Source organism: Pseudomonas sp. AC355 (assembly GCF_979258205.1).
The window spans coordinates 2,089,967-2,111,984 of record NZ_OZ409843.1; the positions used below are offsets into that span (position 1 = coordinate 2,089,967).

The following is a 22,018-nucleotide window of genomic DNA, read 5'->3' on the forward strand; positions in this document are numbered from 1 at the left end:
TTCAGGCGCGGCGGTCACGCAAATACTCGATCACCGATGCTTCGTCGCCGGCAAACACGATGCGCTCGGCCTTGGCCTCGCGCTGGTAGGCGTACATAGGGTCGTAGTATTCGCGCAGCAGGCCTTCGATCCAGCCGCGGTGCAGGTCGACCTTGCCGCTGCGCTGTTGCTCGTCCAGAGCGGCCTGCATGATCGCCAGCAGGCGCTGGTGCCGTTCGCCACCCAGGCGCTTATAGATATTGTCGAGGCTCTGTAGCAGTCGCTCGGCGAACAGCTCGAAGCCGTTTTCCGACCCATACGTGGCGATGAACTCGGCGCACAGGTTGACCACGTAATCACGCAGGATGCGCTCGACACGGCTGTCGAAACTGTCCTCCAGCCAGACTAGCGGATAACCCTGCATGCCCTGGTATAGCGCTAACGGCACATTGCAGCTACCGACGATACGGCCTTCATCCTCAACCACGAACTGCTCGATACCCGCCGCGCGCTTTCTGAGGATGTCGACGGCCAGGGCGTTCTCGAAGTCGATCTGCGCAGGCTGGCCGGTGGCACGCTTGCCGAAGCTGGAGCCGCGGTGATTGGCATGGCCTTCGAGATCAAGCGCGTTAGGCAGTTGCGCCAGCACGTCGGTCTTGCCGGTGCCGGTCATGCCGCCAAGCACGACGAACTGGCACTGCTCCACCGCCTGCTCGAGGGTTTCCAGCAGAAAGGTGCGCATGGCCTTGTAGCCACCGACCACACGCGGATAGTCGATGCCGGCTTCCTTGAGCCATTGCTGAACGATCTGCGAGCGCAAACCGCCGCGAAAGCAATACAGATAACCCTGCGGATTGGCCCTCGCGAACGCTGCCCAGGCCTCGACACGCTCAGCCTTGGTCTGGCCGCCGACCAGTTGGTGGCCCAGCTTGATGGCGGCATCCTGGCCGTGCTGCTTGTAGCAGGTGCCGACCTTCTGCCGCTCAAGGTCAGTCATCAATGGCAGGTTGAGCACACCGGGAAAGGCACCTTTGCCGAATTCCACCGGAGCACGGGTATCCATCATCGGTACGTCGGTGAGAAAAAGGTCGCGGTAGTTGCGGGCGTCATCACGCATCAGAACACCTCTACCGCGTGGCGCTGTCGCTCAACCAACACGCCGATAGGCGCCAGCTCCAGCCCCAGCTCGGCGGCAACCGCAAGGAACTCGGCCTCGCCCTGCTCGCTGACGGCGATTAGCAGACCGCCGCTGGTCTGCGGGTCACAGAGCAGGTCACGCTGCTCGTCACTGAGCGCCTCGATGCGCTCGCCGTAGCTGTCGAAGTTACGCAGCGTGCCGCCCGGCACACAGCCCTCGGCGAGGTAGTGCTCGACGCCCGGCAGGCGCGGTACGGCGGCGTAGTCCAGACGTGCGCTGAGCCCCGATCCGTCGGCCATTTCCACCAGGTGGCCGAGCAGGCCGAAGCCGGTCACGTCGGTCATTGCGGTGACGCCTTCGAGCTTGCCGAAACGGCTGCCCGGCTTGTTGAGGGTACACATCCAGTCACGGGCCAGGCCGACATCTTCGGCACGCAGCTTGGCCTTTTTCTCGGCAGTGGTGAGGATGCCGATGCCCAATGGTTTGGTCAGATACAGGGTGTCGCCGACCTGGGCGGTGTCGTTGCGCTTCATGTGTCGCTTGTTCACCACGCCGGTCACCGCAAGGCCGAAGATCGGCTCCGGAGCATCGATGGAATGCCCACCGGCCAGCGGAATACCGGCGGCATCACAGACTGCGCGGCCACCACGGATCACTTCGCGTGCGACTTCAGGCGGCAGCAGATTGACCGGCCAGCCAAGAATGGCGATGGCCATCAGCGGATCGCCACCCATGGCGTAGATATCACTGATGGCGTTGGTAGCGGCGATGCGGCCGAAGTCGAACGGGTCATCGACGATGGGCATGAAGAAGTCGGTGGTCGACACCACGCCGCGCTCGTCGTCGAGGGCGTACACCGCAGCATCGTCACGCGAGGCATTGCCCACCCAGAGGTTGGGGTCAAGGTTCTGTGCGCCGCTGCCGGCGAGAATCACGTCCAGCACCTTGGGGGAAATCTTGCAGCCACAACCGGCACCGTGGCTGTACTGGGTCAGGCGGATTGGCTCACTCATGGCAACGCTCTCGGTAACGGGAAACAGGTCGCGGATTATAGGGGCTGCGGCTCTTTCATTCACGGCCGCGACAGCTTGGCCCTACAGGTTTCGCTAAAACGTCAACAAACCCTGGCAAAGCTGGTCTTTCTCACGACGCCTCCTATAATCGCCGCGCTCTCTAACGAATCATTCGAAGCGCCTGTCTGGGCGTTTCTATCCGCTTTTTCCGCTATTGAACCGGAGAACTCCCATGCTCAAGCGCACTCTGGCGCTCGCCGCCGGCCTCGCCCTGTCCGTTTCCGCCCTGACCAGCTTTGCAGCCGAAACCCTGCGCGTGTCAGCCATTCCCGACGAGGCGCCGACCGAGCTGCTACGCAAGTTCAAGCCGCTGGGTGCCTACCTGGAACAGCAACTGGGAATGAAGGTGGAGTTCGTCCCAGTGGCAGACTACCCCGCCGTGGTCGAGGCGCTGGCTACTGATCGCCTCGATCTGGCATGGCTGGGCGGTTTCACCTTCGTTCAGGTACACCTGAAAACCGGCAACGCCATTCCATTGGTGCAGCGCGAGCAGGATGCCGAGTTCACCAGCAAATTCATCAGCGCCGATCCGAGCGTGAAATCCCTGAGCGACCTCAAGGGCAAGACCTTCGCTTTTGGCTCAGTGTCGTCCACCTCGGGCAGCCTGATGCCGCGCTATTTCATGTTGCAGGACGGCATCAAGCCGGAAGCATTCTTCAGCCGTGTAGCCTACTCGGGTGCCCATGACGCCACCGCTGCCTGGGTACAGGCCGGCAAAGTCGACGCTGGCGTACTCAACGCCAGCGTCTGGGACAAACTGGTCACCACCGGCAAGGTCGATACCGACAAGGTCAAGGTGTTCGCCACCACGCCGGCTTATTTCGACTACAACTGGACGGTACGCGGCACCCTCGACCCGGCGCTGGCCGAGAAGATCAAGCAGGCCTTCCTTGCACTCGATCCGGCCAACCCGGAGCACAAGGCAATCCTCGACCTGCAGGCGGCGAGCCGCTTCATCGACACCAAACCCGAGAACTACAAAGGCATCGAAGAAGCTGCACGCGCGGCCGACCTGCTGAAATGAGCCTACGGCTGTCCGGCATCGGCCTCAGGCACGGTAACGGCGTTCAGGCGCTCGAGGATCTGCACCTGAACATCGAGCGCGGCGAGCGGGTAGCGATCATCGGCCCGTCGGGTGCCGGCAAGTCGAGCCTGCTCAATCTGCTGGCTACCGCGCTGGCACCGAGTACGGGCGAATTGCAGGTGCTTGGTGAGCATCCCTGGCAGCTATCCAGCGGCCAGCGCCAACGTCTGCGGGCACGTATCGGGCTGATTCATCAGGCGCCACCGCTGCCCTCGCGGCAACGAGTGGTAACCGCGGTGCTGGCCGGTAAGCTCGGCCAGTGGGGCCTGGGCAAGAGCCTGCTGAACTTGCTGCATCCACTGGACATTCCCGGTGCGCGTGCTGAGCTGACCAAGCTGGATCTGGCCGACAAGCTGTTCGCGCGCTGCGGCGAATTGTCTGGCGGCCAGTTGCAACGGGTCGGCATTGCCAGAGCGCTGTATCAGGCGCCAGAGCTGCTGCTTGCCGACGAGCCGGTGTCGGCTATGGATCCACGCCTGGCAGATCACACCCTGTCACTCCTGTGCAGTCACGCACGGGCTAATCAAGTGACATTGGTCGCCAGCCTGCACTCCGTGGAACTGGCCCTGGCGCATTTTCCACGAGTGATTGGCATCCGCGATGGGCAGGTGGTCTTTGATCTGAGTGCCGCTGAGGTCGACAGGCAGCGGCTGGATGCCCTGTATGCCAACGAGCAGCTCGACCCGCCCGCGCACCCGCACAGCGAGGCTCCCGCCAGCACCTGGGCGCCACGATGCTGAGAGGCGACCGACGCGATCCCGCTGCGGTTCCACGCCTGCTCCTGAGCCTGCTGGCCATTGCCCTACTATGGCCGGGCATTCGGCTGGCCGAGTTGGATCTGGCGGTATTGCTGCAGGCGGACAGCACCCAGTCGATGGGCAGCTTTCTCAAGGACTTCTGGCCACCGGCGCACGATGCCGATTTCCTTGCCCTGCTGCTGGAAGCCACCCTGCAGACCCTCGCCATCGCCACCGCCGGCATGGCCCTGGCGCTGCTGCTGGCGGTGCCGGCCTGCCTGCTGGCAAGCCGCGCGCTGTCGCTGTCGGCAGCCGCTCGCGACGGGCGACCCAGCCTGCTCGGCCAGTGCCTGCGCTGGCCGGTGCGCGGCTTGCTGATCATTCTGCGCAGCGTGCCGGAAATCGTCTGGGCGCTGCTGTTCGTGCGTGCCGTCGGCCTGGGCCCTACCGCAGGCGTGCTGGCCATCGCCATCACCTATGCGGGGATGCTCGGCAAGGTCTATGCGGAAATCTTCGAGTCGGTTGATCAACGCCCGATGCATGCCCTGCTGCAATCAGGCAGCGGACGCCTGGCGGCCTTCGCCTACGGGGTGTTACCCAATGCGGCCGGCGAACTGACCTCTTATACGGTGTACCGCTGGGAGTGCGCAGTGCGTGCATCGGTGGTAATGGGTTTCGTCGGTGCGGGAGGCCTTGGCCAGCAGATCGATCTGTCCATGCGCATGTTCGCCGGTGCAGAAGTGGCGAGCATGCTGCTGACCTTCCTGGCGCTAGTGTTGTTGGCCGACCAGCTCAGCCGCTTGCTGCGCGGCAGGTTCGCATGAAGCGCCTGGGCAATGGCCTGCTGGTGCTGGCCATCCTCGCAGCGGTCGGCTGCTCCTTTGTGTACCTGGGTCTGGATCTGCTCGGCCTGTTCAGCGGCGACAGCCTGGGACAGATGGGCAGCTACGCGCTGCGTTTCATGAGCCCGGATCTGAGTATCGAGCACCTGCAGGCCACGGTGCAGGGTGCCAAGGAAACCCTGGCCATGTCGGCACTGGGCACCCTGCTCGCCGCCGTACTGGGTTTGTTCCTCGCCCTGCCCGCAGCAGGTCGTCTGGGCTGGCCGCTGCAGAGCGTTACGCGCCTGCTGCTCAATGCGTTGCGCGCCATTCCCGAGCTCGTCTGGGCGTTGCTGATGGTGCTGGCCGCCGGCCTGGGCCCCAACGCCGGCACGCTGGCATTGGCGCTACACACCGCTGGTGTACTCGGTCGGCTGTTCGCCGAGGCGCTGGAAAACACCCCGCCGGAGCCAGCCGCCGCCATTCGCCTGCAGGGCGGCGGTGCCTGGGTGGCCTTCTGTTACGGCACCCTGCCCAACCTATGGCCACAACTGCTGGCGTACACCCTGTACCGCTGGGAGAACAACATCCGTATGGCCGCGGTCATGGGTTTCGTCGGCGCAGGCGGGCTAGGCCAGATGCTCTACGTCAGCCTCAGCCTGTTTCAAGAGGCCCAGGCCAGCACCGTGATCCTTGCCATGTTGTTGCTGGTGCTTGCCGTAGATGCCTTCAGTGGCTGGACGCGACAACGCTGGGTGCGCAACTAATCCCTGAGCGAAATGCCGTCATCAGCGTCCGATGCCACACAGCGACTTTCACTTCCGAGGCTTTCCATGTCGTCACCCCGCATTGGCTTCGCCTGCCAATACCGTCACCCTGATCGCAGCCTGCCGGCCGGCGAGCTGAAAATCATCGAAGCGGCGTTCAACCCACGCACCACGACCTTGCGCTGGATGGACAGCGTCGCCCAGCCGGTCGCACACGCCAAGCTGGTCGAGATCGTCGAGCACAACCTGCAGGCTCAGTTGCGCCTGCTGGCCTACGTCGCCACCTTGCCAGAGCCGCTGCAGATGCTGCGCCTGAGCAGCGATCTGCTGCCGTTCTACAGCCACCCGAAGGTCGCCGCCTTCTATCGGCAGCCCGTCATCCAGCAGCGACTGATCGAAGGCTTCGCGGCGATTGGCGCGGCTGCGCGTGCGGCGGGTATCCGCCTGTCCATGCACCCCGGCCAGTACTGCGTGCTCGGTTCGGACAGGCCGGACGTGGTCGAGAACAGCGTCGCCGAGTTCGAGTACCACGCCGACATGATCCGCATGATGGGCTACGGGCGGCAGTTCCAGGATTTCAAATGCAACCTGCACATCGCCGGCAAGCTGGGCGGTGACGGTACTCGTGCAGTTTGGGCGCGCCTGTCCCAGGAAGCGCGCCACTGCATCACCTTCGAGAACGACGAGAAGACCTATGGCCTCGACGCCTGCCTGGCTCTCGCCGACCTGGCGCCGGTGGTGCTGGACGTGCACCACTGCTGGATCCATGAGGACGACTACATCGACCCTCACGCTGACCGCGTGGCGCGCATCATCGACAGCTGGCGTGGCGTGCGGCCGACCATGCACCTGTCTCAACCCCAGGAGCGTTTACAGGAGCTGGGGCTGAGCGCCGAGCAGAAACTGGAAATGCCCGAGGTGCTGAAGGTCGTGTCCAAACGTGAGCTCTACGGCCACAGCGCACGCATGTGGAATGGGTGGACGAACGAGTACGTTCTGCAATTTCTTGATCGCTTCGACATCATGTTCGAGTCCAAGGACAAGAACGTGGCGACTCTGGAGTTTTACGAGCGGTATCTGAAAGCCGACTAGCCGAAGCCGTTTTACGTAGCCTGGTCGAGCGTAGCGACACCCGGGGTATTTTCCTGGGTATCGCTTCGCTCAACGCCAGGCTACGGGAGTCGAAACGCCACAATCTCCACAACGCAAAAGGCCCTGCACTGCAGGGCCTTTGCTACGGCGCGAAGGGTTACTTCTTGCCGAGTTTCTTCAACTCTTCATCGCGCAGCTCGCGGCGCAGGATCTTACCGACGTTGGTGGTCGGCAGGCTCTCGCGGAACTCGACCTGCTTGGGTCGTTTGTAGCCGGTGAGGTTGTCGTGCATGTGCTGCAGGACTTGCTCCTTGGTCAGCGTCATGCCCGGTTTGACCACCACGAACACCTTGATCGACTCACCGGAACGCTCGTCCGGCACGCCAATGGCGGCGCACTGCAGCACGCCCGGCAGTGCCACCAGCACTTCTTCCAGCTCGTTCGGGTAGACGTTAAAGCCGGACACCAGAATCATGTCCTTCTTGCGGTCGACGATACGGATGTAGCCATCGGGCTGGATGATGCCGATGTCGCCGGTCTTGAACCAGCCGTTGGCATCGATCACTTCGTCGGTGGCTTCCTGGCGCTGCCAGTAGCCTTTCATCACCTGCGGGCCTTTGATGCACAGCTCGCCGGTTTCACCCAGTGCCAGGTCATTGCCCTGGTCGTCGATCGCCTTGAACAGGGTGGACGGTGCCGGAATACCGATGGTGCCCAGCTGGATATTGGTAATCGGGTTGACCGAGGCCACCGGGCTGGTTTCGGTCAGGCCGTAGCCCTCGCAGATGGCGCAGCCGGTTACTTGCTTCCAGCGCTCGGCCGCCGCTTGCTGCAGTGCCATACCGCCGGACAGAGTGACCTTGAGTTTGGAGAAATCGAGCTTCTGGAAACCCTCGTTGTTGCTCAGCGCGACGAACAAGGTATTGAGGCCGACGAAACCGCTGAACTTGAACTTGGACAGGTCCTTGATCATGGTCGGCAGATCACGCGGGTTGGTGATCAGCAGGTTGTGGTTGCCGCAGTGCATCATCGCCATGCAGTGAAAGGTGAAGGCGTAGATGTGGTACAGCGGCAACGGCGCGACCAGAATCTCGCTGCCTTCGTTGAGGTTCGAGCCCATCAACTCGCGGCATTGCAGCATGTTGGCAATCAGGTTGCGGTGCGTCAGCATCGCGCCTTTGGCCACGCCGGTGGTGCCGCCGGTGTATTGCAGCACGGCGATCTCTTCGGCGCCGGGGTTGGCTTCACTCACGGCCTTGCCACGGCCCTGGCTCAAGGCGTCGGTTAGCTTGATGGCGGCTGGCAGGTTGTAGGCCGGCACCATTTTCTTCACGTACTTGACCACAGCGTTGACCAGCAGACGCTTGAGCGGCGGCAGCATGTCGCCGACCTCGGTGACGATCACCGTCTTCACGCCGGTCTTGGGTACCACCTGTTCGGCCAGATGGGCCATGTTGGCCAGGCAGATCAGCGCCTTGGCGCCGGAATCCTTGAACTGGTGCTCCATCTCGCGAGCGGTGTACAGCGGGTTGGTGTTGACCACCACCAGCCCGGCACGCAACGCACCGAAAACCACTACCGGGTATTGCAGAACGTTGGGCAGTTGCACGGCGATGCGGTCGCCGGGCTGCAGATCCGTGTGCTGCTGCAGATAGGCAGCGAAGTGGCCGGAGAGCTCGAACAGCTCGCCGTAGGTGAGGGTCTTGCCCAGGTTGGTGAACGCGGGCTTGTCGGCAAAACGCTGGCAGGACTGCTTCAGCACCGCCTGAACGTTGGGGTACTGGTCCGGATTGATCTCGGCCGCGATCCCCTCGGGATACTTGTCCGTCCAGAAGTTTTCGGTCATGGACACCCACTCCTAAGCAACTGCTTGTCTTCACCGCGTATGCGGTTGTTTGTTGTATGTATGCCTGCCTGTTCGCCCCTGTGAGGCGCAAAGCGGGCCGAGAGTAGCAGAGTTGCCAGATACCGACCAGAGCTCGAAAAGGCTGATCAGTACTGAAAATGACCAAATAAAAACATATGGTCACAAAGCTTTTTCCCACTCGCGATTGGCTGGCAAAAATCATCGAATGGCAGGCAACGCCCATGATAGACGCCTGCAGCTTTTCCTGTCGGATGAGATTGGCAATTGGAGAGGTGCATGAAACGCAGAAAGCGACGCCAGCCCTCGCTCGCGTCGCCACGGTCTAGCGAAGCGATACCCGGGAAGAACGCCCGGATATCCCCTCGCCATGGGGTTACGCCAACAGCGCCGTCATGGATTGTCGCGCAGCTCGCGTCGCAGGATCTTGCCCACCGGGGTCATGGGCAGCAAATCCCGGAACACGATGTGCCGCGGTACCTTGTAGCCGGTGAAGTTGTCCTTGCAATAGGCCTTCAACTCCTCGGCCGTGAGGCTGGCGTCGCGCTTGACCACGAACAGCTTGACCGCCTCCCCGGATTTTTCATCGGGCACGCCAATGGCCGCGCAACTGGCAACCTTGTCATGGGCCATCACCACGTCCTCGATCTCGTTGGGGTACACGTTGAAGCCGGAGACGATGATCATGTCCTTCTTACGGTCGACGATGCGTACAAAACCGTCCTCATCGATCACCGCGATATCGCCGGACTTGAACCAGCCGTCGCCATCCAGCACCTCGGCGGTAGCATCCGGCCGATTCCAGTAGCCCTTCATCACCTGCGGGCCCTTGATGCACAGCTCGCCCCGCTCGCCCAGCGGCAACTCGTTGCCATCGTCATCGATGACCTTGAAGGCGGTGGCCGGTACCGGAATGCCCACCGTGCCCAACCGCGCATGCTCGCCATAGGGGTTGGCGCTGGCGATCGGTGAGGTTTCGGTGAGGCCGTAGCCTTCGACCACCGTGCAGCCGGTCAGGCTCTGCCAACGCTCGGCGGTCGCCTTGACCAGCGCGGTGCCACCCGAATTGGTGACTTTGAGGTGACTGAAGTCGAGCTTTTTGAAATCCGGATGATCCATCAACGCCACGAACAGGGTATTGAGCCCCAGCAACGCGGAGAAGTCCCATTTGCCCAGTTCCTTGATGAAGCCCGGAATGTCCCGTGGGTTGGTAATCAGCACGTTGTGATTGCCGTTGACCATCATGCACATGCAATTAACCGTGAAGGCATAGATGTGGTACAGCGGCAGCGGCGCGATCATCACCTCCTGGCCGCGCTTCATCAGCGACATGCCGTCAGGCCCGTGCTGGGACATGCAGGCATCGGCCTGCAGCATGTTGGCGATCAGGTTGCCGTGAGTCAGCATGGTGCCCTTGGCCACCCCGGTGGTGCCACCGGTGTACTGCAGCACGGCGATATCATCCTGGGTGGCGCTGACCGGGCGAGCCGAGAGGCTGGCGCCATCGTGAAGCACCTGCTTGAACGACAACGCCTGGGGCAGATGGTAGTCGGGCACCATCTTCTTGACCTTCTTGACCACCGTATTGATGAGCCAGCCCTTGAGCGTGGGCAGCATGTCGCCCATGCGTGCTTCGATCAGGTACTCAATTTCGCTGTCGGGCAGTACCTCCTGCACCAGCTTGCCGAACATGTTCAGGTACACCAGCGCACGCACGCCGGCATCCTTGAACTGATGGCGCATCTCGCGGGCGGTATACAGCGGGTTGGTGTTGACCACGATCAGCCCGGCGCGCAACGCACCGAACACCGCGACGGGGTACTGCAGCACGTTGGGCATCTGCACGGCGATGCGGTCGCCAGGCTTGAGATCGGTGTGCTGCTGCAGGTAGGCGGCAAATGCACTGGACAGTTCGTCCAGCTCGCCATAGGTCAAGGTTCTACCCAGGTTGCTGAAGGCGGGGCGATCCGCAAAGGTCTTGCAGGAGCGCTCGAACACCTCGACCACCGACTGGTAGGCCGACATGTCGATATCGTTGGCCACGCCAGCGGCGCGTTTATCGTTCCAGAAATCAGGCTGCATTGTTGTTGTCCTCATTTCCCTGAATATCCGTTTAGCCTTAAGGCACCAGTCAACCCAGTGAACTTAGCAGCCGACCACCTGCTCGCAAACCTACAATCAATACCGTGAATTTCAGCTCCTGCGCGGTCTACAATGCACGCCACCCGCAGGCTCAAGGAATTGCCATGCAGCACCACACCTTCTGGCTCGACAGCAGTGATGGCGTACCCCTGTACGTCAACCACTGGCATGCCGAGCACGCCCCAAGGGGAGTGGTGATGCTTGCCCACGGTATGGCTGAGCACAGCGGCCGTTATTCGCGCCTGGGTGATGCACTGGTGGCGGCAGGATTCGAACTCTACGCCGTTGATCAACGTGGGCATGGGCGCACCGCGCAGCACGGCATTCTGGGCCACTACGCCGATCAGGATGGCTGGGCGCGAGTGGTCGGTGACCTCTCCACGCTCAATCACCACATCCGTCAGCAGCAACCGCAAACGCCACTCTTTCTGTTCGGCCACAGCATGGGCAGCTATATCGCAATGGCTTACCTGATGCACCAGAGCAGCGGCGTGCAGGGCGCGATTCTCAGTGGCTCCAACTACCAGCCCCGGCGGATTTACCGGGCTGCCGCGCTGATCGCCCGTTTCGAACGCTGGCGACAAGGGGCGACCGGGCGCAGCGCCTTGATCGACCGGCTGTCGTTCGGCGCCTTCAACAAAGCGTTCAAGCCTGCTCGTACGCCCTTCGACTGGCTAAGCCGCGACGCGGCAGAGGTCGACCGCTACATCGCAGACCCGCTGTGTGGGTTTCGCTGTACCAACCAGCTATGGCTAGACCTGCTCAGAGGCCTGCAGAAGATCACCCGAACGATCGAGCTGAAACAAATCGACCCGCAACTGCCGCTGCTGATTATCGGCGGCGACCAGGATCCGGTAAGCCAGGGCCGGCGCCTGCAGGATCTGGCCGATGCCCTGAGCCACTCGGGGCATACCCGTACAACCCTCAAACGTTATCCCCAGGCCCGCCACGAGCTGCTCAACGAGCTGAATCGTGACGAGGTCACCCGCGACCTGATCGACTGGCTGGAACAAGCGCTCGCGCAGCCCCAGCAGCGACCATTACATCCTCAGGAACCCACTCAATGACCCAGAGCAGCAACACCCCTTACGAAGAACTCGAAGTCGGCCGGACCGCTACCTACAGCAAGACCGTTGAAGAGCGCGATATCCTGCTGTTCGCCGCCGTTTCCGGCGACCACAACCCTGTGCATCTGGACGCCGAATACGCAGCCACCACCATGTTCAAGGAGCGCATCGCTCATGGCATGTTCAGTGGCGCGCTGATCAGCGCGGCTGTGGCTTGCACCCTGCCCGGCCCTGGCACCATCTACGTCAGCCAGCAGATGACCTTCCAAAAGCCGGTGAAACTGGGCGACACCCTCACCGTGCGCCTGGAAATTCTCGAAAAGCGCCCCAAATTTCGCGTGCTGATCGCCACCCGCGTGTTCAACCAGAACGACGAGCTGGTGGTCGATGGCGAGGCGGAAATCATTGCGCCACGCAAAGCGTTTACTGTCGAACTGGCGACCCTGCCACCGATCACCATCGGCTAGCAGGCTGTTGAAAAACTACCTGCGTTGCCATCGCAGCGTTAAAAACAGGCTCAAAATGCTCATGTACTAATCGTACACTCCGCTTTTTCGCCTATTTTTGCGGGGCCGCCATCGGTATTGCGCTGGCTGCCTCGCTTACGTTTTTCAAGCGCCTGCTTGTTCATATCTTGCGCAGGTCAGCCGACCTGCGCCTCTAAATCTCTCTGGAGCACACCATGTCCCTGTCCATGCACAGCATCTCGATTCCGGTCTTCACCCGTCAGTTGAACAACCTGTCGACCATCCTTGGTATCGCTGCGGCCAACGCCGAAGCGCGCAAGATCGACCCGAGCGTCTTTCTGAACGCACGCCTCGCCCCGGATATGTTCGCGCTCAGCCGCCAGGTGCAGATCGCCTGCGATACCGCGAAAACCGGTGCCGCCCTGCTGGCTGGCGTCGAAGCGCCAAGCCACGCCGATGACGAAACCAGCATCGCCGAACTGCAGGCGCGCATCGCCAAGGTTCTGGAGTTCGTGAGCAGCATCAGCGCCGCGCAGCTCGACGGTAGCGAAGACCGCACCACCACCCTCAAGCGCCGTGACAAGGAGACCCACTTCCAGGGTCAGGCCTTCCTGCTCGATCACGTGCTGCCGAACTTCTACTTCCACCTGACCACCACCTACGCGATCCTGCGCCACAACGGTGTCGAGATCGGCAAACGCGACTTCCTCGGCACCCGCTGAGTTCGTCCGTGACCTCTTGGTGCATGCCCTGACGGCATCGCACCAAGACAGGTCAACACTGGTGATTCTCAACAAAGATAATCCGCAGAAACGCTGAAAATCCGCATTTCATTGTGCACATCGCACAGCCCGCACTGTACGACCCGCCAACGCCGTCAGTTGGCACGTCACCTGCTATAGCCATGCCTTCTCTCACCCCGTGGAGCTTGGCCATGACGCACCCGACCACCGACAGCGACTACCCTCTGAGCGAGGTTCCCGCAGGCGCCCGCAAGGGTCTGTTCTCCACCTCGATCATGCTGTTCTCCTTCACCTTCTTCACCGCCACCATGTTCGCCGGCGGCAAGATCGGCATGGCCTTCGACTTCAAAACGCTGATCTGGGCCGCCGTTATCGGCAACCTGCTGCTGGGTACCTATGCCGCGGTGCTGGGCCTCATCGCCTGCCGCAGCGGCCTGAACTCGGTATTGATGGGCCGGTTCTGCTTCGGCGAGGCGGGCAGCAAGCTGTCCGACGTGCTGCTGGGCTTCACCCAGATCGGCTGGTACGCCTGGGGCACCGCGACGGTAGCCATCGTGCTGGTGAAAATCCTCGGCCTGCCGCAAGGGCTGACCATCCCGCTCATGGTGCTGTTCGGTTTCGGCTTCTGCGTCACCGCATTCATCGGTTACAAAGGCCTGGATATCCTGTCGCGGATCTCGGTACCGGCCATGCTCGCCCTGCTGATCTGCTCGTTGTGGATCGCCACCGACGACATCGGCGGCCTCAGCGCGCTGATGGCCGTCGAACCGACGCAAAGCATGAGCCTGAGCGTGGCCATCACCATGGTCTTTGGCACCTTCGTCAGCGGCGCCACCCAGGCCACCAACTGGACGCGTTTCGCCCGCAGCGGGCGCATCGCGGTGATCGCCAGCATGGTCGGGTTCTTTCTCGGCAATGGCCTGATGATCGTTGCCGGTGCCTATGGCGCCATCGTCTACCAGCAACCGGACGTCGTCGAAGTGCTGGTGCTGCAGGGCCTTTCCATGGCGGCGGTGGTGATGCTGTTCCTCAACCTGTGGACCACCCAGGACAACACCATCTACAACTTCGCCGCAGCCGGCTGCAACCTGCTGCGCACCGGGCGCCGCAAGACGGTGACCGTGGTCGGCGCCGGGATCGGCACCCTGCTGGCCATCGGCGGCATGTCCGACCTGCTGATCCCCTTCCTGATCCTGCTCGGCTCGATCATCCCGCCGATTGGCGGCGTGATCATGGCGGACTACTTCTACGGCCATAAAGGCAAGTACCCATTGCTCGCCGAGACCCGCCTGCCCGCGTTCAACTGGGTCGGCCTGGGCGCCTATGCCGTCGGTTCGCTGTGCGCCTACTTCTCGCCTTGGGTCGCGCCGCTAGTTGGCATCGCCGTCGCTGCGCTGGTGTACGTCAGCCTGTTCGAGGCGAAGAAACTGTTCGCCGCCCGCGGTGTGGTCGCCGGCGCATGAGCCTGAGCGTCGCCGATGTACTGGCGTTGCCCGGCCTGCATGACCTGCGCCTGCGCGCGGGCCAGGCCGCGCTGGGCAACCCGGTGCGCTGGCCATACGTGGCCGAGAACGAGGATATCGCCGACTGGGTGATGGGCGGCGAGCTGGTCTTCGTGACCGGGATCAACCACCCTCGTGACGAAGCCAACCTGCTGCTTCTGGTACGCCAGGCAGTCGAGCGCGCCACGGCCGGTCTGGTGATTCTCACCGGCGCCGAGTACATCCAGAGCATTCCGGCAACGGTGGTGGCCGAAGCCGATCGCCTCGGCCTTCCGCTGCTCGAACAGCCTTACCAGCTAAAGATGGTGGTGGTGACCCAGGCCATCGGTACCGCGCTGGTGCAGCAACAGATGCTCGGCAGTTCGCGCCAGCACGTGCTGGAGCAGTTGCTGGAAGGCGACTATCAGTCCCTGGAGATCCTGTTGCAGCGCGCCGCCAGCCTCGACCTGCCGCTGGGCGTGCCGCGCCAGATCGCCCTGCTGCGCCTGCAGAATGGCGAGCGTCTGTTCGATGGCGAGGCTGCCGACAGCGGCGAACGCCTGCTGCGCGACAACCGTCAGTGCCTACAGCAACGCCTCGAACACTGCCTGCAGCGCCTCGGCGACGCGCTGCCGCTGATCAGCCAGGGTGAACACTGGATCGCCCTGCTACCCTGCGCCAGCAGCCACGACGAACAACGCAATCGCACGCTGCTGATGGAGTTGCTCGGCGAGTTGGACGAACGCCTCCAGCCACAACGCGCGGTGCTCGGCCTCAGCAGTGGCAGCCATCACCCCGAGCGCTTCGCCCGCGCGCTCGGTCAGGCCCGTCAGGCGCTGGTCGCCGCCCAAGCCTTTCCCGAGCGGCTGGGGCTGTGCAGCTTCAACGAACTGGGCGTGATCGAACTACTGGGCGCCATCCGCGACCGCAGCCTGCTGGAACGTTTCGTCGAACGTACGCTGGGGCCACTGATCGGCGATGATTCGCGCCACGAACCGGTGCTCATGCCGACGCTCGAAGCCTGGTTCTTCGAGAACGCCAACCTGGCCCTGGCCGCGCAACGCCTGGGCGTACACCGCAACACCCTGAGCTACCGTGTACAACGTATCGAAGCGCTGACCGGCTGCTCGTTCGATGATCCTCACGACCGGCTCAATATCAGTATCGCCCTGCTGATTCGCCGCCTGTCGTCTCATAGCCTGCCAAGGAGTACCCCATGAACATCGTCAACGCCCGCCTGCGTGGCCGCGAAGGTCTTTTCCACATCGCGCTGGACGGCTCGAAGATTGCCGCCATCACCTCACAGCCGGCCGCCGTCAACGCGACCGAAGGCGACCTCGACGCAGCCAGCAACCTGGTGATCGCCCCCTTCGTCGAACCGCATATCCACCTGGACGCCACCCTCACCGCCGGCGAGCCGAACTGGAACATGAGCGGTACCCTGTTCGAAGGCATCGAACGCTGGGCCGAGCGCAAGGCCCTGGTCACCCACGAGGACACCAAGACCCGCGCCAAGAAGACCATCGACATGCTGGTCGACCACGGCATCCAGCACGTGCGTACCCACGTCGACGTCACCGACCCGACCCTGGCCGCGCTGAAAGCGATGGTCGAAGTGCGCGAGGAAACCCGTCACCTGATCGACCTGCAGATCGTCGCCTTTCCCCAGGAGGGCATCGAGTCCTACGCCAATGGTCGCGCGCTGATGGAGCAGGCGGTGGAGCTGGGCGCCGACGTGGTTGGCGGCATCCCGCATTTCGAGAACACCCGCGACCAGGGCGTGTCGTCGATCAAGTTCCTGATGGATCTGGCCGAGCGCACGGGCTGTCTGGTGGACGTGCACTGCGACGAAACCGATGACCCGCAGTCGCGTTTTCTCGAAGTACTGGCCGAAGAAGCCCGCGTACGCGGCATGGGCGAGCGCGTCACCGCCAGCCACACCACCGCCATGGGCTCTTACGACAACGCCTACTGCTCGAAGCTGTTCCGCCTGCTGAAGATGTCAGGGATCAACTTCATCTCCTGCCCCACCGAGAGCATCCACCTGCAGGGCCGCTTCGACACCTACCCGAAACGCCGTGGCCTGACTCGTGTGGCCGAGATCGACCGCGCCGGCATGAACATCTGCTTCGGTCAGGATTCCATCGTCGACCCCTGGTACCCGCTGGGCAACGGCAACATCCTGCGCATCCTCGAAGCCGGCCTGCATATCTGCCACATGCTGGGCTACGAAGACCTGCAACGCGGGCTCGACCTGATCACCGATAACAGTGCCCGCACCCTGCACCTGGGCGAGCGTTATGGCGTGGAAGTGGGCCGCCCAGCCAACCTGCTGATTCTCTCGGCACCCGACGATTACGAGATGATCCGCACCCAAGGCTATGCCCTGGTATCGGTACGCCACGGCGAAGTGCTGATACGCAGAACCCCGGCGAGCGTGCAGCGCGGTTGAGCATCGAACACGTACCGGATCGCCAGACGCTGCATTATTTGTAGGAGCCCCGACCCCGGGGCGAATCGTGGGCATGTTTCGGTTTCGGGGTTGCCTGTGCCATTCGCCGCGGGGGCGCGGCTCCTACAGATCCACCCGCACGCTGCTGATCATCCGCGCGTAGCCTGGCGTTGAGCGAAGCGATACCCAGAGCAATGCCCCGGGTTTCGCTGCGCTCGACCCGGGTTACGAAAGAGGGATTTGCGGGTTTATTCCACCCGCACGCTGGCGGTCATGCCGGCACTCAACGGGACGTTTTCCGGCATGGCGTCGAGCTTGATGCGTACCGGGATGCGCTGGGCCAGGCGCACCCAATTGAAGGTTGGTTCGACATTGGCCAGCAACTGGCCGTCCGGGCTGGCATTGCGATCGGTGATGCCGCGGCTGATGCTTTCCACCTCGCCACGGATCTCCTGCTCGCCGCCCATCAACCACACCTCGACCGGCGCACCGACCTGAATGCGTGGCAACTTGGTTTCCTCGAAATACGCCTGCACGTAGAACGACGCGGTATCCACCAGCGCCATCACCGCTTGGCCGGCCGTCACGTAATTGCCCTGAGCCAGCACCAGATTGGTGACCTGACCATCACGCGGCGCGCGCACTTCGCTGCGTGCCAGATTGAGCTGAGCGATGCGCAGGTCGGCCTGGGCCTCGCGAAATTCGCTGCGTGCCATCTCGGCGTTGATCTGCGCGTTCTCGCGCAGCTCGGCACTGATCGCCTGCGAGCCAAGGCTCGCGCGACGTGAGGCTTCGTGCTCGCGCAAATTGAGCTGCTGCTTGCGGATATCCACCACCGCCTGGGCCTTTTCCAGCGCGGCTTGGTAACGGTCGCGGTCGATGGTCATCAGCAGGTCGCCGGCCTTGACCTGCTGGTTATCACGCACCTTGAGCTCGACCACCCAGCCCGAGACGTCCGGCGCGATGGTCACCACGTCGGCCCGCACCCGGGCATCGCGGGTCCAGGGCGAATACATGTAGTGCTGCCAGATCCACGAGCCGGCAAAAATCGCCGCCACCACCATGGCCAGGGTAATGCCGACGCGAATCGTCGAACGCATGCTTTCTCTCCTCAACGTGCCAGCACGGCAATTATGACCGCCAAAACACAGACAAACAGGGCACAGTCGAACAAGGCTTCGTGCCAGATCCAGCGTGCCAATCCAACGCGCTGCAGCCCCAGGCGCAATACGCCGGTCAGCAGCAGTGCCAATACCGCGTAGACCGCCATGGGGCTCAGCAATACGCCGCCCAGCGACCACTCATGCAAGCCCATGGGCCTCTCCTCTCAGGTGGCACCAGTGGCGCCAGCCGGTTTGCAATTGCAGCAGCGCGGCCTCGGCCAAACGCTTATCGACACTGGGCGCACAGGCGCGCAGTGCGTCCTGCAGATCCGCCACGGGGCCATTCAGATCGTCCTCGCGGCCCGGCGCTGGACCGCGTTCCAATACACTATCCAGACGCCGTAGAAAGCGGCGTTGCGAACGGGCCAGCTCGGGATCGGCATGGGCCAGACAGGCGCGCAGGTGCAACAGTTCGTCGCCCAGATCGAGACCGGCCACGCCGTCGTCCCAACGGCTGCGCGCCTGATCCGGGCGCGCCGGATAATGCCGGGCGAGCTGCAGCAAACGGTCGGCCATACGCCCACCGAACCAGTTTTCCGCACGGCCCAGCTCACGCCGGGTCAGGCGGCCAAGATCCACCAGAATCGCATGCATCAGGCGGCGGCCATGCCATACCGGGTTCCGCAGCCCGACCAGACGGAACGCCAACACGGCGAAACCGACGCCCATCAGCAGCCCCGGCGCCTCGTTGAGAAAGAACTCGACGTTGTAGCCGACGCCCGGCGCTGGCAAACACAACACGATGAAGTGCAGGCAGAAGGAGGTCGACGTGGCAGCAATCGGCGGCCTGGCCATCCCCAGCACGCCAAAGAACAGCGGCACGCCGAGCACCAGGCAGAGCATGACGAAACCGTCGATCTGCGGCATCAGGATCTGCCCGACGAAGAACGCCACCGGCAACGCATAGAAAATACCGCGCAAGAACATCATGCCGATCTGCGGCGCCGCCTCGAGCCGGGCGAACAGGCTGCAGACCACGCAGGCCAACAACATGGCGCCGGTAGCGTGGGTCCAGGCGGTCGCCAGCCAGAAGGAGGCCACTGCCAGAAACGCCAGGGCGCTGCGCGAACCGTACACCAGCGCGCTCTGCCAGTCGTAATGCCAGGACAGCGCGCGCGGCGCATCTGCCGGTGCCCTGCCCTGTTCGACGGCGAGCAAGGCCCGGCTGGCATCCTCGATACGCAGCAGCAACACCGCCATGCGCTCCAGGCACAACTGCTGGCCGCTGTTCAGCTCATTGTCCTGAGCGGCCTGGCGCAGACGCTCGATCAGCTCCGGCAGATCGCCCTGGGCCTCCTGCAGTCGCTCGTCCACCTCCTGCAGCCAGGGGGCGACGGCTTCAGCCTCGCCGCTACTCAACTGTCGCCATTGCCGCGCCACACCACGGGCCAGGCGCAGCACGCCAAGCAGGTCGCGACTGAGCACGCGCAGCGCAATGGCGCGCTGGCGACCCCGCTCACCTTCGAACCAGGCGTGCTCACGCTGGGCATCCACGGCGACGATGCGGGCCAACGCTTCAAGTAGCCCCTGTCGGGCTTCGCCCTCACCAGTCAACGCCTGGCGCGCGGCCTTGACGCCGGTCTGCCAGGCATTGCGCGCCTGCTGCGCCAGTTGGCGCTCGACACGCTGCGGCCACAGCAAGGCGCTGCTGAGCGTGGCGCAGACGATGCCCAGGCAGATCTCCGTGGAACGGGCGATGGCCTCGTCGAAGATCACCTGGGGCTTGCCGATAGCCGGCAAGCCGATGATCGCCACCGTATAGCCGGCGAGCACGAAGGCATACGACCAGGAACTGCGCAGCATGGTCGAGGCTGCCGTACACATCCCCAGCCACAGCGCGAAGGCAAGCAGGAACAGCAGCGGCGTCTGGGCGAACAGCGCCATCATCACCACGGCCATAAAGGTGCCGACCAGGGTGCCGAGCAACCGCGCCAGGCCCTTCTGCACCACCATGCCAGACAACGGCTGAGCGACGATGAAGGCCGTCATCAATGCCCACTGCGGCTGCTCCAGCCCCAAACGCAACGCGAGCCAGAGCGCCAGACCACCACCGAGCAGGGTCTTGATCGCGAATTGAATGGCTTGCGAGCTTGGCGCAATGAACGCCAGCAGGGAATCACGCACGATGGTTACCTAAAAAGATCTCAGCTCTGAACATAGCCGTAGCGAAACGGTTCCGCCTCCGTGCAGAGGGGCAAATTATTAGCTAGCTAACTATATACTGTCCAGAGGGCTTTCCCGCATTCACATCTCGTCCGCGCCAGAAAACTGGCCGCCAGGGGTGACGGGCCACAAAAAACGGACAAAAAAAGGGCGACCGAAGTCGCCCCAATGCCTTGCGTGCTCGTGAATCCGGTTTCAGTGCGGCTTTTTCTTGCGCGCATCTCTCCAGATGAAATACGTGAACCCGGCGCAGAAAAGGAGCATCAGTCCCACGGTGCCGATACCGGCGAGAACCACCACATCGACGAACATGCTGCCTCCTGCATCCGTTGCTCGGGTATGGGGCTACGTTAACAGCGCAGGGCTAGGCGCCATTGATCCAGATCAAGGGCAGCGCTACGCCGGCCGCAAACGGCTGGCAGCAGGTGATCTGAATCAACGGAAAAGGATGCGCGCATCCACGAGCGGAATGCGCGGCGGGGAATCAGAGGGCAAAGCAGGCGACAGCAGCGTGCAGCGCGGCGAACCGTCAGCGCTTCTTCGGCTTGCCCTTGGACTTCTTCTTGCCCTTGGGCATCGGCAAGGCCTGCTCGAAGGCATTGCGCATGTCCTCGAGCTTCTTGTCGCGCAGGTCATGGATGCGCTTGTCGCGCTCGGCGGTGAAGTCGATCAGTTTCACATCGTTGCTCATAACGGCGCCCGGATCAGACGAAACGTAAGGTTCAAACGCGGCGCACACGGCTTGCGCGTTTTCGCCACCTGATGCTGCCAATGATGCTGGGTCTTTCCGCCCATGACCAGTAGCGAGCCGTGCGCCAGCGTAAGCGAATGTTCGATGCGGTTGTGGCCCTTGCGGCGCAGATCGAAACGCCGCTCGCCTCCCAGGCTCAAGGAGGCCACCAGCGGCTCATCGCCCAGCTCGCGCTCATCATCACTGTGCCAGCCCATGGAGTCCTGGCCGTCGCGATAGTAATTGAGCAGCGCGCCATTGAGTGGGCACCCCAGCGCATCTACGAGCCGCTGGCGAATCTCGGCGAGCAGCGGCGTCCAGGGCAGCGGCTGATGGATCATCCCGGAGTAGCGATAACTGGCGTCGGCATCGCCATACCAGGCGGTCAGCCTCGGCACCGGATGACGACGGCCATAGAGCACGACCTCGGGCTGCTGCCAGGGCGTCTCACTGACCAGTCGCTCGAGCCAATGATCCGCCGTAGGGCCGTCAAGCCAGGCAGGCAGATAACTAAGGTCGGCATCCGGCAGGTTCAGATCGGGTCTGTCGAACAGGCCGGCCTGAGTGGTCGGGGTGGGATCAGCACTAGTCAAACCTCGACATCCACCCACAGCCCCTGGCGGGGCAATTGTTCGATGGCAGGCTCGTCCGCTTCATCGACATCACCCTCGGCGAGTTCTGCTGCGCTGTAACCCCGCCGTTGCCGACGACGCTGTTCTTCGCGCAGGCGCTCTTCCACTTCCTGAGGGTGACGTTTGTCCAGACCGACCGCATCCTCCTGGGCTGCCTCGGCAGTCGCCGTTACCGGAGCGATTTCCGGGCGAGGCTTGACCACGTCCTGCTGGGCAGTGACCGGGATCAGGCTACTAGGGATGGGTGGCAGCATGGATAAATCCCCTTTTGGGGTATGTCGGCCGTTGAGCAGGCAGCTTTAGTGGGTTCTTACTACACTTTCTGACCGGGTATCCGTCAGTAAGTGCCAAATCCGCACCATGCACCTTTGGCCGAGGCCCGGCGTTTCCGTTACCATAGCCGGCTTTTTCACAGGTGGAGAC

Annotated in this window: 22 protein-coding genes; 11 read left to right on the top strand and 11 right to left on the bottom strand. The window is 62.9% G+C overall.

Annotation, left to right across the window (positions count from 1 at the left end; genetic code table 11):
* Position 1 precedes the first annotated feature (1 nt).
* Positions 2 to 1,096: a tRNA 2-selenouridine(34) synthase MnmH gene (mnmH, locus tag ACZ0AI_RS09955; RefSeq protein WP_463565609.1), complete on the bottom strand. Its 1,095-nt coding sequence runs from the start codon at positions 1,094 to 1,096 to the stop codon at positions 2 to 4.
* Positions 1,096 to 2,130 (bottom strand): selenide, water dikinase SelD, encoded by a 1,035-nt coding sequence (gene selD, locus ACZ0AI_RS09960; RefSeq protein WP_463565610.1) that lies wholly within the window; start codon positions 2,128 to 2,130, stop codon positions 1,096 to 1,098. Before selD ends, mnmH begins: the two co-directional genes overlap by 1 nt.
* Before the next feature lie 232 nt (positions 2,131 to 2,362).
* Here selD and ACZ0AI_RS09965 point away from each other — a divergent pair, with 232 nt between their 5' ends.
* The 5 genes from ACZ0AI_RS09965 to ACZ0AI_RS09985 all read left to right on the top strand — a co-directional run bounded on the left by ACZ0AI_RS09965 (position 2,363) and on the right by ACZ0AI_RS09985 (position 6,691).
* A complete protein-coding gene (locus tag ACZ0AI_RS09965; protein ID WP_463565611.1) occupies positions 2,363 to 3,214 on the top strand; it encodes a putative selenate ABC transporter substrate-binding protein in 852 nt (283 codons plus the stop codon).
* Entirely contained in the window at positions 3,211 to 4,014 is an 804-nt protein-coding gene (locus ACZ0AI_RS09970) for a phosphonate ABC transporter ATP-binding protein (RefSeq protein ID WP_463565612.1), read from the top strand. The genes ACZ0AI_RS09965 and ACZ0AI_RS09970 overlap by 4 nt, the downstream gene beginning before the upstream one ends.
* Positions 4,008 to 4,835: a PhnE/PtxC family ABC transporter permease gene (locus tag ACZ0AI_RS09975; protein ID WP_463565613.1), complete on the top strand. Its 828-nt coding sequence runs from the start codon at positions 4,008 to 4,010 to the stop codon at positions 4,833 to 4,835. Before ACZ0AI_RS09970 ends, ACZ0AI_RS09975 begins: the two co-directional genes overlap by 7 nt.
* Positions 4,832 to 5,599: a phosphonate ABC transporter, permease protein PhnE gene (phnE, locus tag ACZ0AI_RS09980; RefSeq protein WP_463565614.1), complete on the top strand. Its 768-nt coding sequence runs from the start codon at positions 4,832 to 4,834 to the stop codon at positions 5,597 to 5,599. The genes ACZ0AI_RS09975 and phnE overlap by 4 nt, the downstream gene beginning before the upstream one ends.
* A 66-nt stretch (positions 5,600 to 5,665) precedes the next feature.
* A complete protein-coding gene (locus tag ACZ0AI_RS09985) occupies positions 5,666 to 6,691 on the top strand; it encodes a UV damage endonuclease UvsE (protein WP_463565615.1) in 1,026 nt (341 codons plus the stop codon).
* A gap of 157 nt (positions 6,692 to 6,848) precedes the next feature.
* Here ACZ0AI_RS09985 and fadD1 read toward each other — a convergent pair whose 3' ends face one another.
* Together fadD1 and fadD2 are read right to left on the bottom strand one after the other, a co-directional pair.
* Positions 6,849 to 8,537, bottom strand: a complete 1,689-nt coding sequence (gene fadD1 / locus ACZ0AI_RS09990; RefSeq protein ID WP_463565616.1) for a long-chain-fatty-acid--CoA ligase FadD1 — start codon at positions 8,535 to 8,537, stop codon at positions 6,849 to 6,851.
* Positions 8,538 to 8,948: 411 nt separating this feature from the next.
* A complete protein-coding gene (fadD2, locus tag ACZ0AI_RS09995) occupies positions 8,949 to 10,637 on the bottom strand; it encodes a long-chain-fatty-acid--CoA ligase FadD2 (RefSeq protein ID WP_463565617.1) in 1,689 nt (562 codons plus the stop codon).
* Positions 10,638 to 10,801: 164 nt separating this feature from the next.
* Between fadD2 and ACZ0AI_RS10000 the strand changes: the two genes are divergently transcribed.
* The 6 genes from ACZ0AI_RS10000 to codA all read left to right on the top strand — a co-directional run bounded on the left by ACZ0AI_RS10000 (position 10,802) and on the right by codA (position 16,907).
* Complete coding sequence (locus ACZ0AI_RS10000) at positions 10,802 to 11,764, top strand: lysophospholipase (protein WP_463565618.1); 963 nt, start codon at positions 10,802 to 10,804, stop codon at positions 11,762 to 11,764.
* Positions 11,761 to 12,231: a MaoC family dehydratase gene (locus ACZ0AI_RS10005; RefSeq protein WP_463565619.1), complete on the top strand. Its 471-nt coding sequence runs from the start codon at positions 11,761 to 11,763 to the stop codon at positions 12,229 to 12,231. Before ACZ0AI_RS10000 ends, ACZ0AI_RS10005 begins: the two co-directional genes overlap by 4 nt.
* Before the next feature lie 215 nt (positions 12,232 to 12,446).
* Positions 12,447 to 12,953 (top strand): DUF1993 domain-containing protein, encoded by a 507-nt coding sequence (locus ACZ0AI_RS10010; protein ID WP_463565620.1) that lies wholly within the window; start codon positions 12,447 to 12,449, stop codon positions 12,951 to 12,953.
* A gap of 212 nt (positions 12,954 to 13,165) precedes the next feature.
* The gene (codB, locus tag ACZ0AI_RS10015) at positions 13,166 to 14,437 is read left to right on the top strand and encodes a cytosine permease (protein ID WP_463565621.1); all 1,272 of its coding nucleotides are present in this window, start codon (positions 13,166 to 13,168) and stop codon (positions 14,435 to 14,437) included.
* Positions 14,434 to 15,675 carry a PucR family transcriptional regulator gene (locus tag ACZ0AI_RS10020; protein ID WP_463565622.1) on the top strand — a complete coding sequence of 414 codons (1,242 nt, stop codon included), beginning with the start codon at positions 14,434 to 14,436 and terminating at the stop codon, positions 15,673 to 15,675. The genes codB and ACZ0AI_RS10020 overlap by 4 nt, the downstream gene beginning before the upstream one ends.
* Positions 15,672 to 16,907 carry a cytosine deaminase gene (codA, locus tag ACZ0AI_RS10025; protein ID WP_463565623.1) on the top strand — a complete coding sequence of 412 codons (1,236 nt, stop codon included), beginning with the start codon at positions 15,672 to 15,674 and terminating at the stop codon, positions 16,905 to 16,907. Before ACZ0AI_RS10020 ends, codA begins: the two co-directional genes overlap by 4 nt.
* 248 nt (positions 16,908 to 17,155) lie before the next feature.
* On the opposite strand, the gene ACZ0AI_RS10030 is transcribed toward codA, so the two are convergent.
* The 7 genes from ACZ0AI_RS10030 to ACZ0AI_RS10060 all read right to left on the bottom strand — a co-directional run bounded on the left by ACZ0AI_RS10030 (position 17,156) and on the right by ACZ0AI_RS10060 (position 21,849).
* Positions 17,156 to 18,007, bottom strand: a complete 852-nt coding sequence (locus ACZ0AI_RS10030; protein WP_463565624.1) for an efflux RND transporter periplasmic adaptor subunit — start codon at positions 18,005 to 18,007, stop codon at positions 17,156 to 17,158.
* Positions 18,008 to 18,018: 11 nt separating this feature from the next.
* The gene (locus ACZ0AI_RS10035) at positions 18,019 to 18,222 is read right to left on the bottom strand and encodes a DUF1656 domain-containing protein (protein WP_463565625.1); all 204 of its coding nucleotides are present in this window, start codon (positions 18,220 to 18,222) and stop codon (positions 18,019 to 18,021) included.
* Positions 18,209 to 20,194 carry an FUSC family protein gene (locus ACZ0AI_RS10040; RefSeq protein ID WP_463566125.1) on the bottom strand — a complete coding sequence of 662 codons (1,986 nt, stop codon included), beginning with the start codon at positions 20,192 to 20,194 and terminating at the stop codon, positions 18,209 to 18,211. Before ACZ0AI_RS10040 ends, ACZ0AI_RS10035 begins: the two co-directional genes overlap by 14 nt.
* Positions 20,195 to 20,428: 234 nt before the next feature.
* The gene (gene ccoM / locus ACZ0AI_RS10045) at positions 20,429 to 20,545 is read right to left on the bottom strand and encodes a cytochrome c oxidase subunit CcoM (RefSeq protein WP_463565627.1); all 117 of its coding nucleotides are present in this window, start codon (positions 20,543 to 20,545) and stop codon (positions 20,429 to 20,431) included.
* 217 nt (positions 20,546 to 20,762) lie between these two features.
* Positions 20,763 to 20,924: a hypothetical protein gene (locus ACZ0AI_RS10050; protein ID WP_090423737.1), complete on the bottom strand. Its 162-nt coding sequence runs from the start codon at positions 20,922 to 20,924 to the stop codon at positions 20,763 to 20,765.
* Entirely contained in the window at positions 20,921 to 21,556 is a 636-nt protein-coding gene (locus ACZ0AI_RS10055; protein ID WP_463565628.1) for an alpha-ketoglutarate-dependent dioxygenase AlkB family protein, read from the bottom strand. The genes ACZ0AI_RS10050 and ACZ0AI_RS10055 overlap by 4 nt, the downstream gene beginning before the upstream one ends.
* Positions 21,553 to 21,849 (bottom strand): aspartate-semialdehyde dehydrogenase, encoded by a 297-nt coding sequence (locus tag ACZ0AI_RS10060; protein WP_225833906.1) that lies wholly within the window; start codon positions 21,847 to 21,849, stop codon positions 21,553 to 21,555. Before ACZ0AI_RS10060 ends, ACZ0AI_RS10055 begins: the two co-directional genes overlap by 4 nt.
* Between the last annotated feature and the right edge of the window lie 169 nt (positions 21,850 to 22,018).

Bases quoted from the DNA above. Each gene is read 5' to 3' on its own strand.
- mnmH (WP_463565609.1), bottom strand. From the start codon at position 1,096: ATGCGTGATGACGCCCGCAACTACCGCGACCTTTTTCTCACCGACGTA.
- selD (WP_463565610.1), bottom strand. From the start codon at position 2,130: ATGAGTGAGCCAATCCGCCTGACCCAGTACAGCCACGGTGCCGGTTGT.
- ACZ0AI_RS09965 (WP_463565611.1), top strand. From the start codon at position 2,363: ATGCTCAAGCGCACTCTGGCGCTCGCCGCCGGCCTCGCCCTGTCCGTT.
- ACZ0AI_RS09970 (WP_463565612.1), top strand. From the start codon at position 3,211: ATGAGCCTACGGCTGTCCGGCATCGGCCTCAGGCACGGTAACGGCGTT.
- ACZ0AI_RS09975 (WP_463565613.1), top strand. From the start codon at position 4,008: ATGCTGAGAGGCGACCGACGCGATCCCGCTGCGGTTCCACGCCTGCTC.
- phnE (WP_463565614.1), top strand. From the start codon at position 4,832: ATGAAGCGCCTGGGCAATGGCCTGCTGGTGCTGGCCATCCTCGCAGCG.
- ACZ0AI_RS09985 (WP_463565615.1), top strand. From the start codon at position 5,666: ATGTCGTCACCCCGCATTGGCTTCGCCTGCCAATACCGTCACCCTGAT.
- fadD1 (WP_463565616.1), bottom strand. From the start codon at position 8,537: ATGACCGAAAACTTCTGGACGGACAAGTATCCCGAGGGGATCGCGGCC.
- fadD2 (WP_463565617.1), bottom strand. From the start codon at position 10,637: ATGCAGCCTGATTTCTGGAACGATAAACGCGCCGCTGGCGTGGCCAAC.
- ACZ0AI_RS10000 (WP_463565618.1), top strand. From the start codon at position 10,802: ATGCAGCACCACACCTTCTGGCTCGACAGCAGTGATGGCGTACCCCTG.
- ACZ0AI_RS10005 (WP_463565619.1), top strand. From the start codon at position 11,761: ATGACCCAGAGCAGCAACACCCCTTACGAAGAACTCGAAGTCGGCCGG.
- ACZ0AI_RS10010 (WP_463565620.1), top strand. From the start codon at position 12,447: ATGTCCCTGTCCATGCACAGCATCTCGATTCCGGTCTTCACCCGTCAG.
- codB (WP_463565621.1), top strand. From the start codon at position 13,166: ATGACGCACCCGACCACCGACAGCGACTACCCTCTGAGCGAGGTTCCC.
- ACZ0AI_RS10020 (WP_463565622.1), top strand. From the start codon at position 14,434: ATGAGCCTGAGCGTCGCCGATGTACTGGCGTTGCCCGGCCTGCATGAC.
- codA (WP_463565623.1), top strand. From the start codon at position 15,672: ATGAACATCGTCAACGCCCGCCTGCGTGGCCGCGAAGGTCTTTTCCAC.
- ACZ0AI_RS10030 (WP_463565624.1), bottom strand. From the start codon at position 18,007: ATGCGTTCGACGATTCGCGTCGGCATTACCCTGGCCATGGTGGTGGCG.
- ACZ0AI_RS10035 (WP_463565625.1), bottom strand. From the start codon at position 18,222: ATGGGCTTGCATGAGTGGTCGCTGGGCGGCGTATTGCTGAGCCCCATG.
- ccoM (WP_463565627.1), bottom strand. From the start codon at position 20,545: ATGTTCGTCGATGTGGTGGTTCTCGCCGGTATCGGCACCGTGGGACTG.
- ACZ0AI_RS10050 (WP_090423737.1), bottom strand. From the start codon at position 20,924: ATGAGCAACGATGTGAAACTGATCGACTTCACCGCCGAGCGCGACAAG.
- ACZ0AI_RS10060 (WP_225833906.1), bottom strand. From the start codon at position 21,849: ATGCTGCCACCCATCCCTAGTAGCCTGATCCCGGTCACTGCCCAGCAG.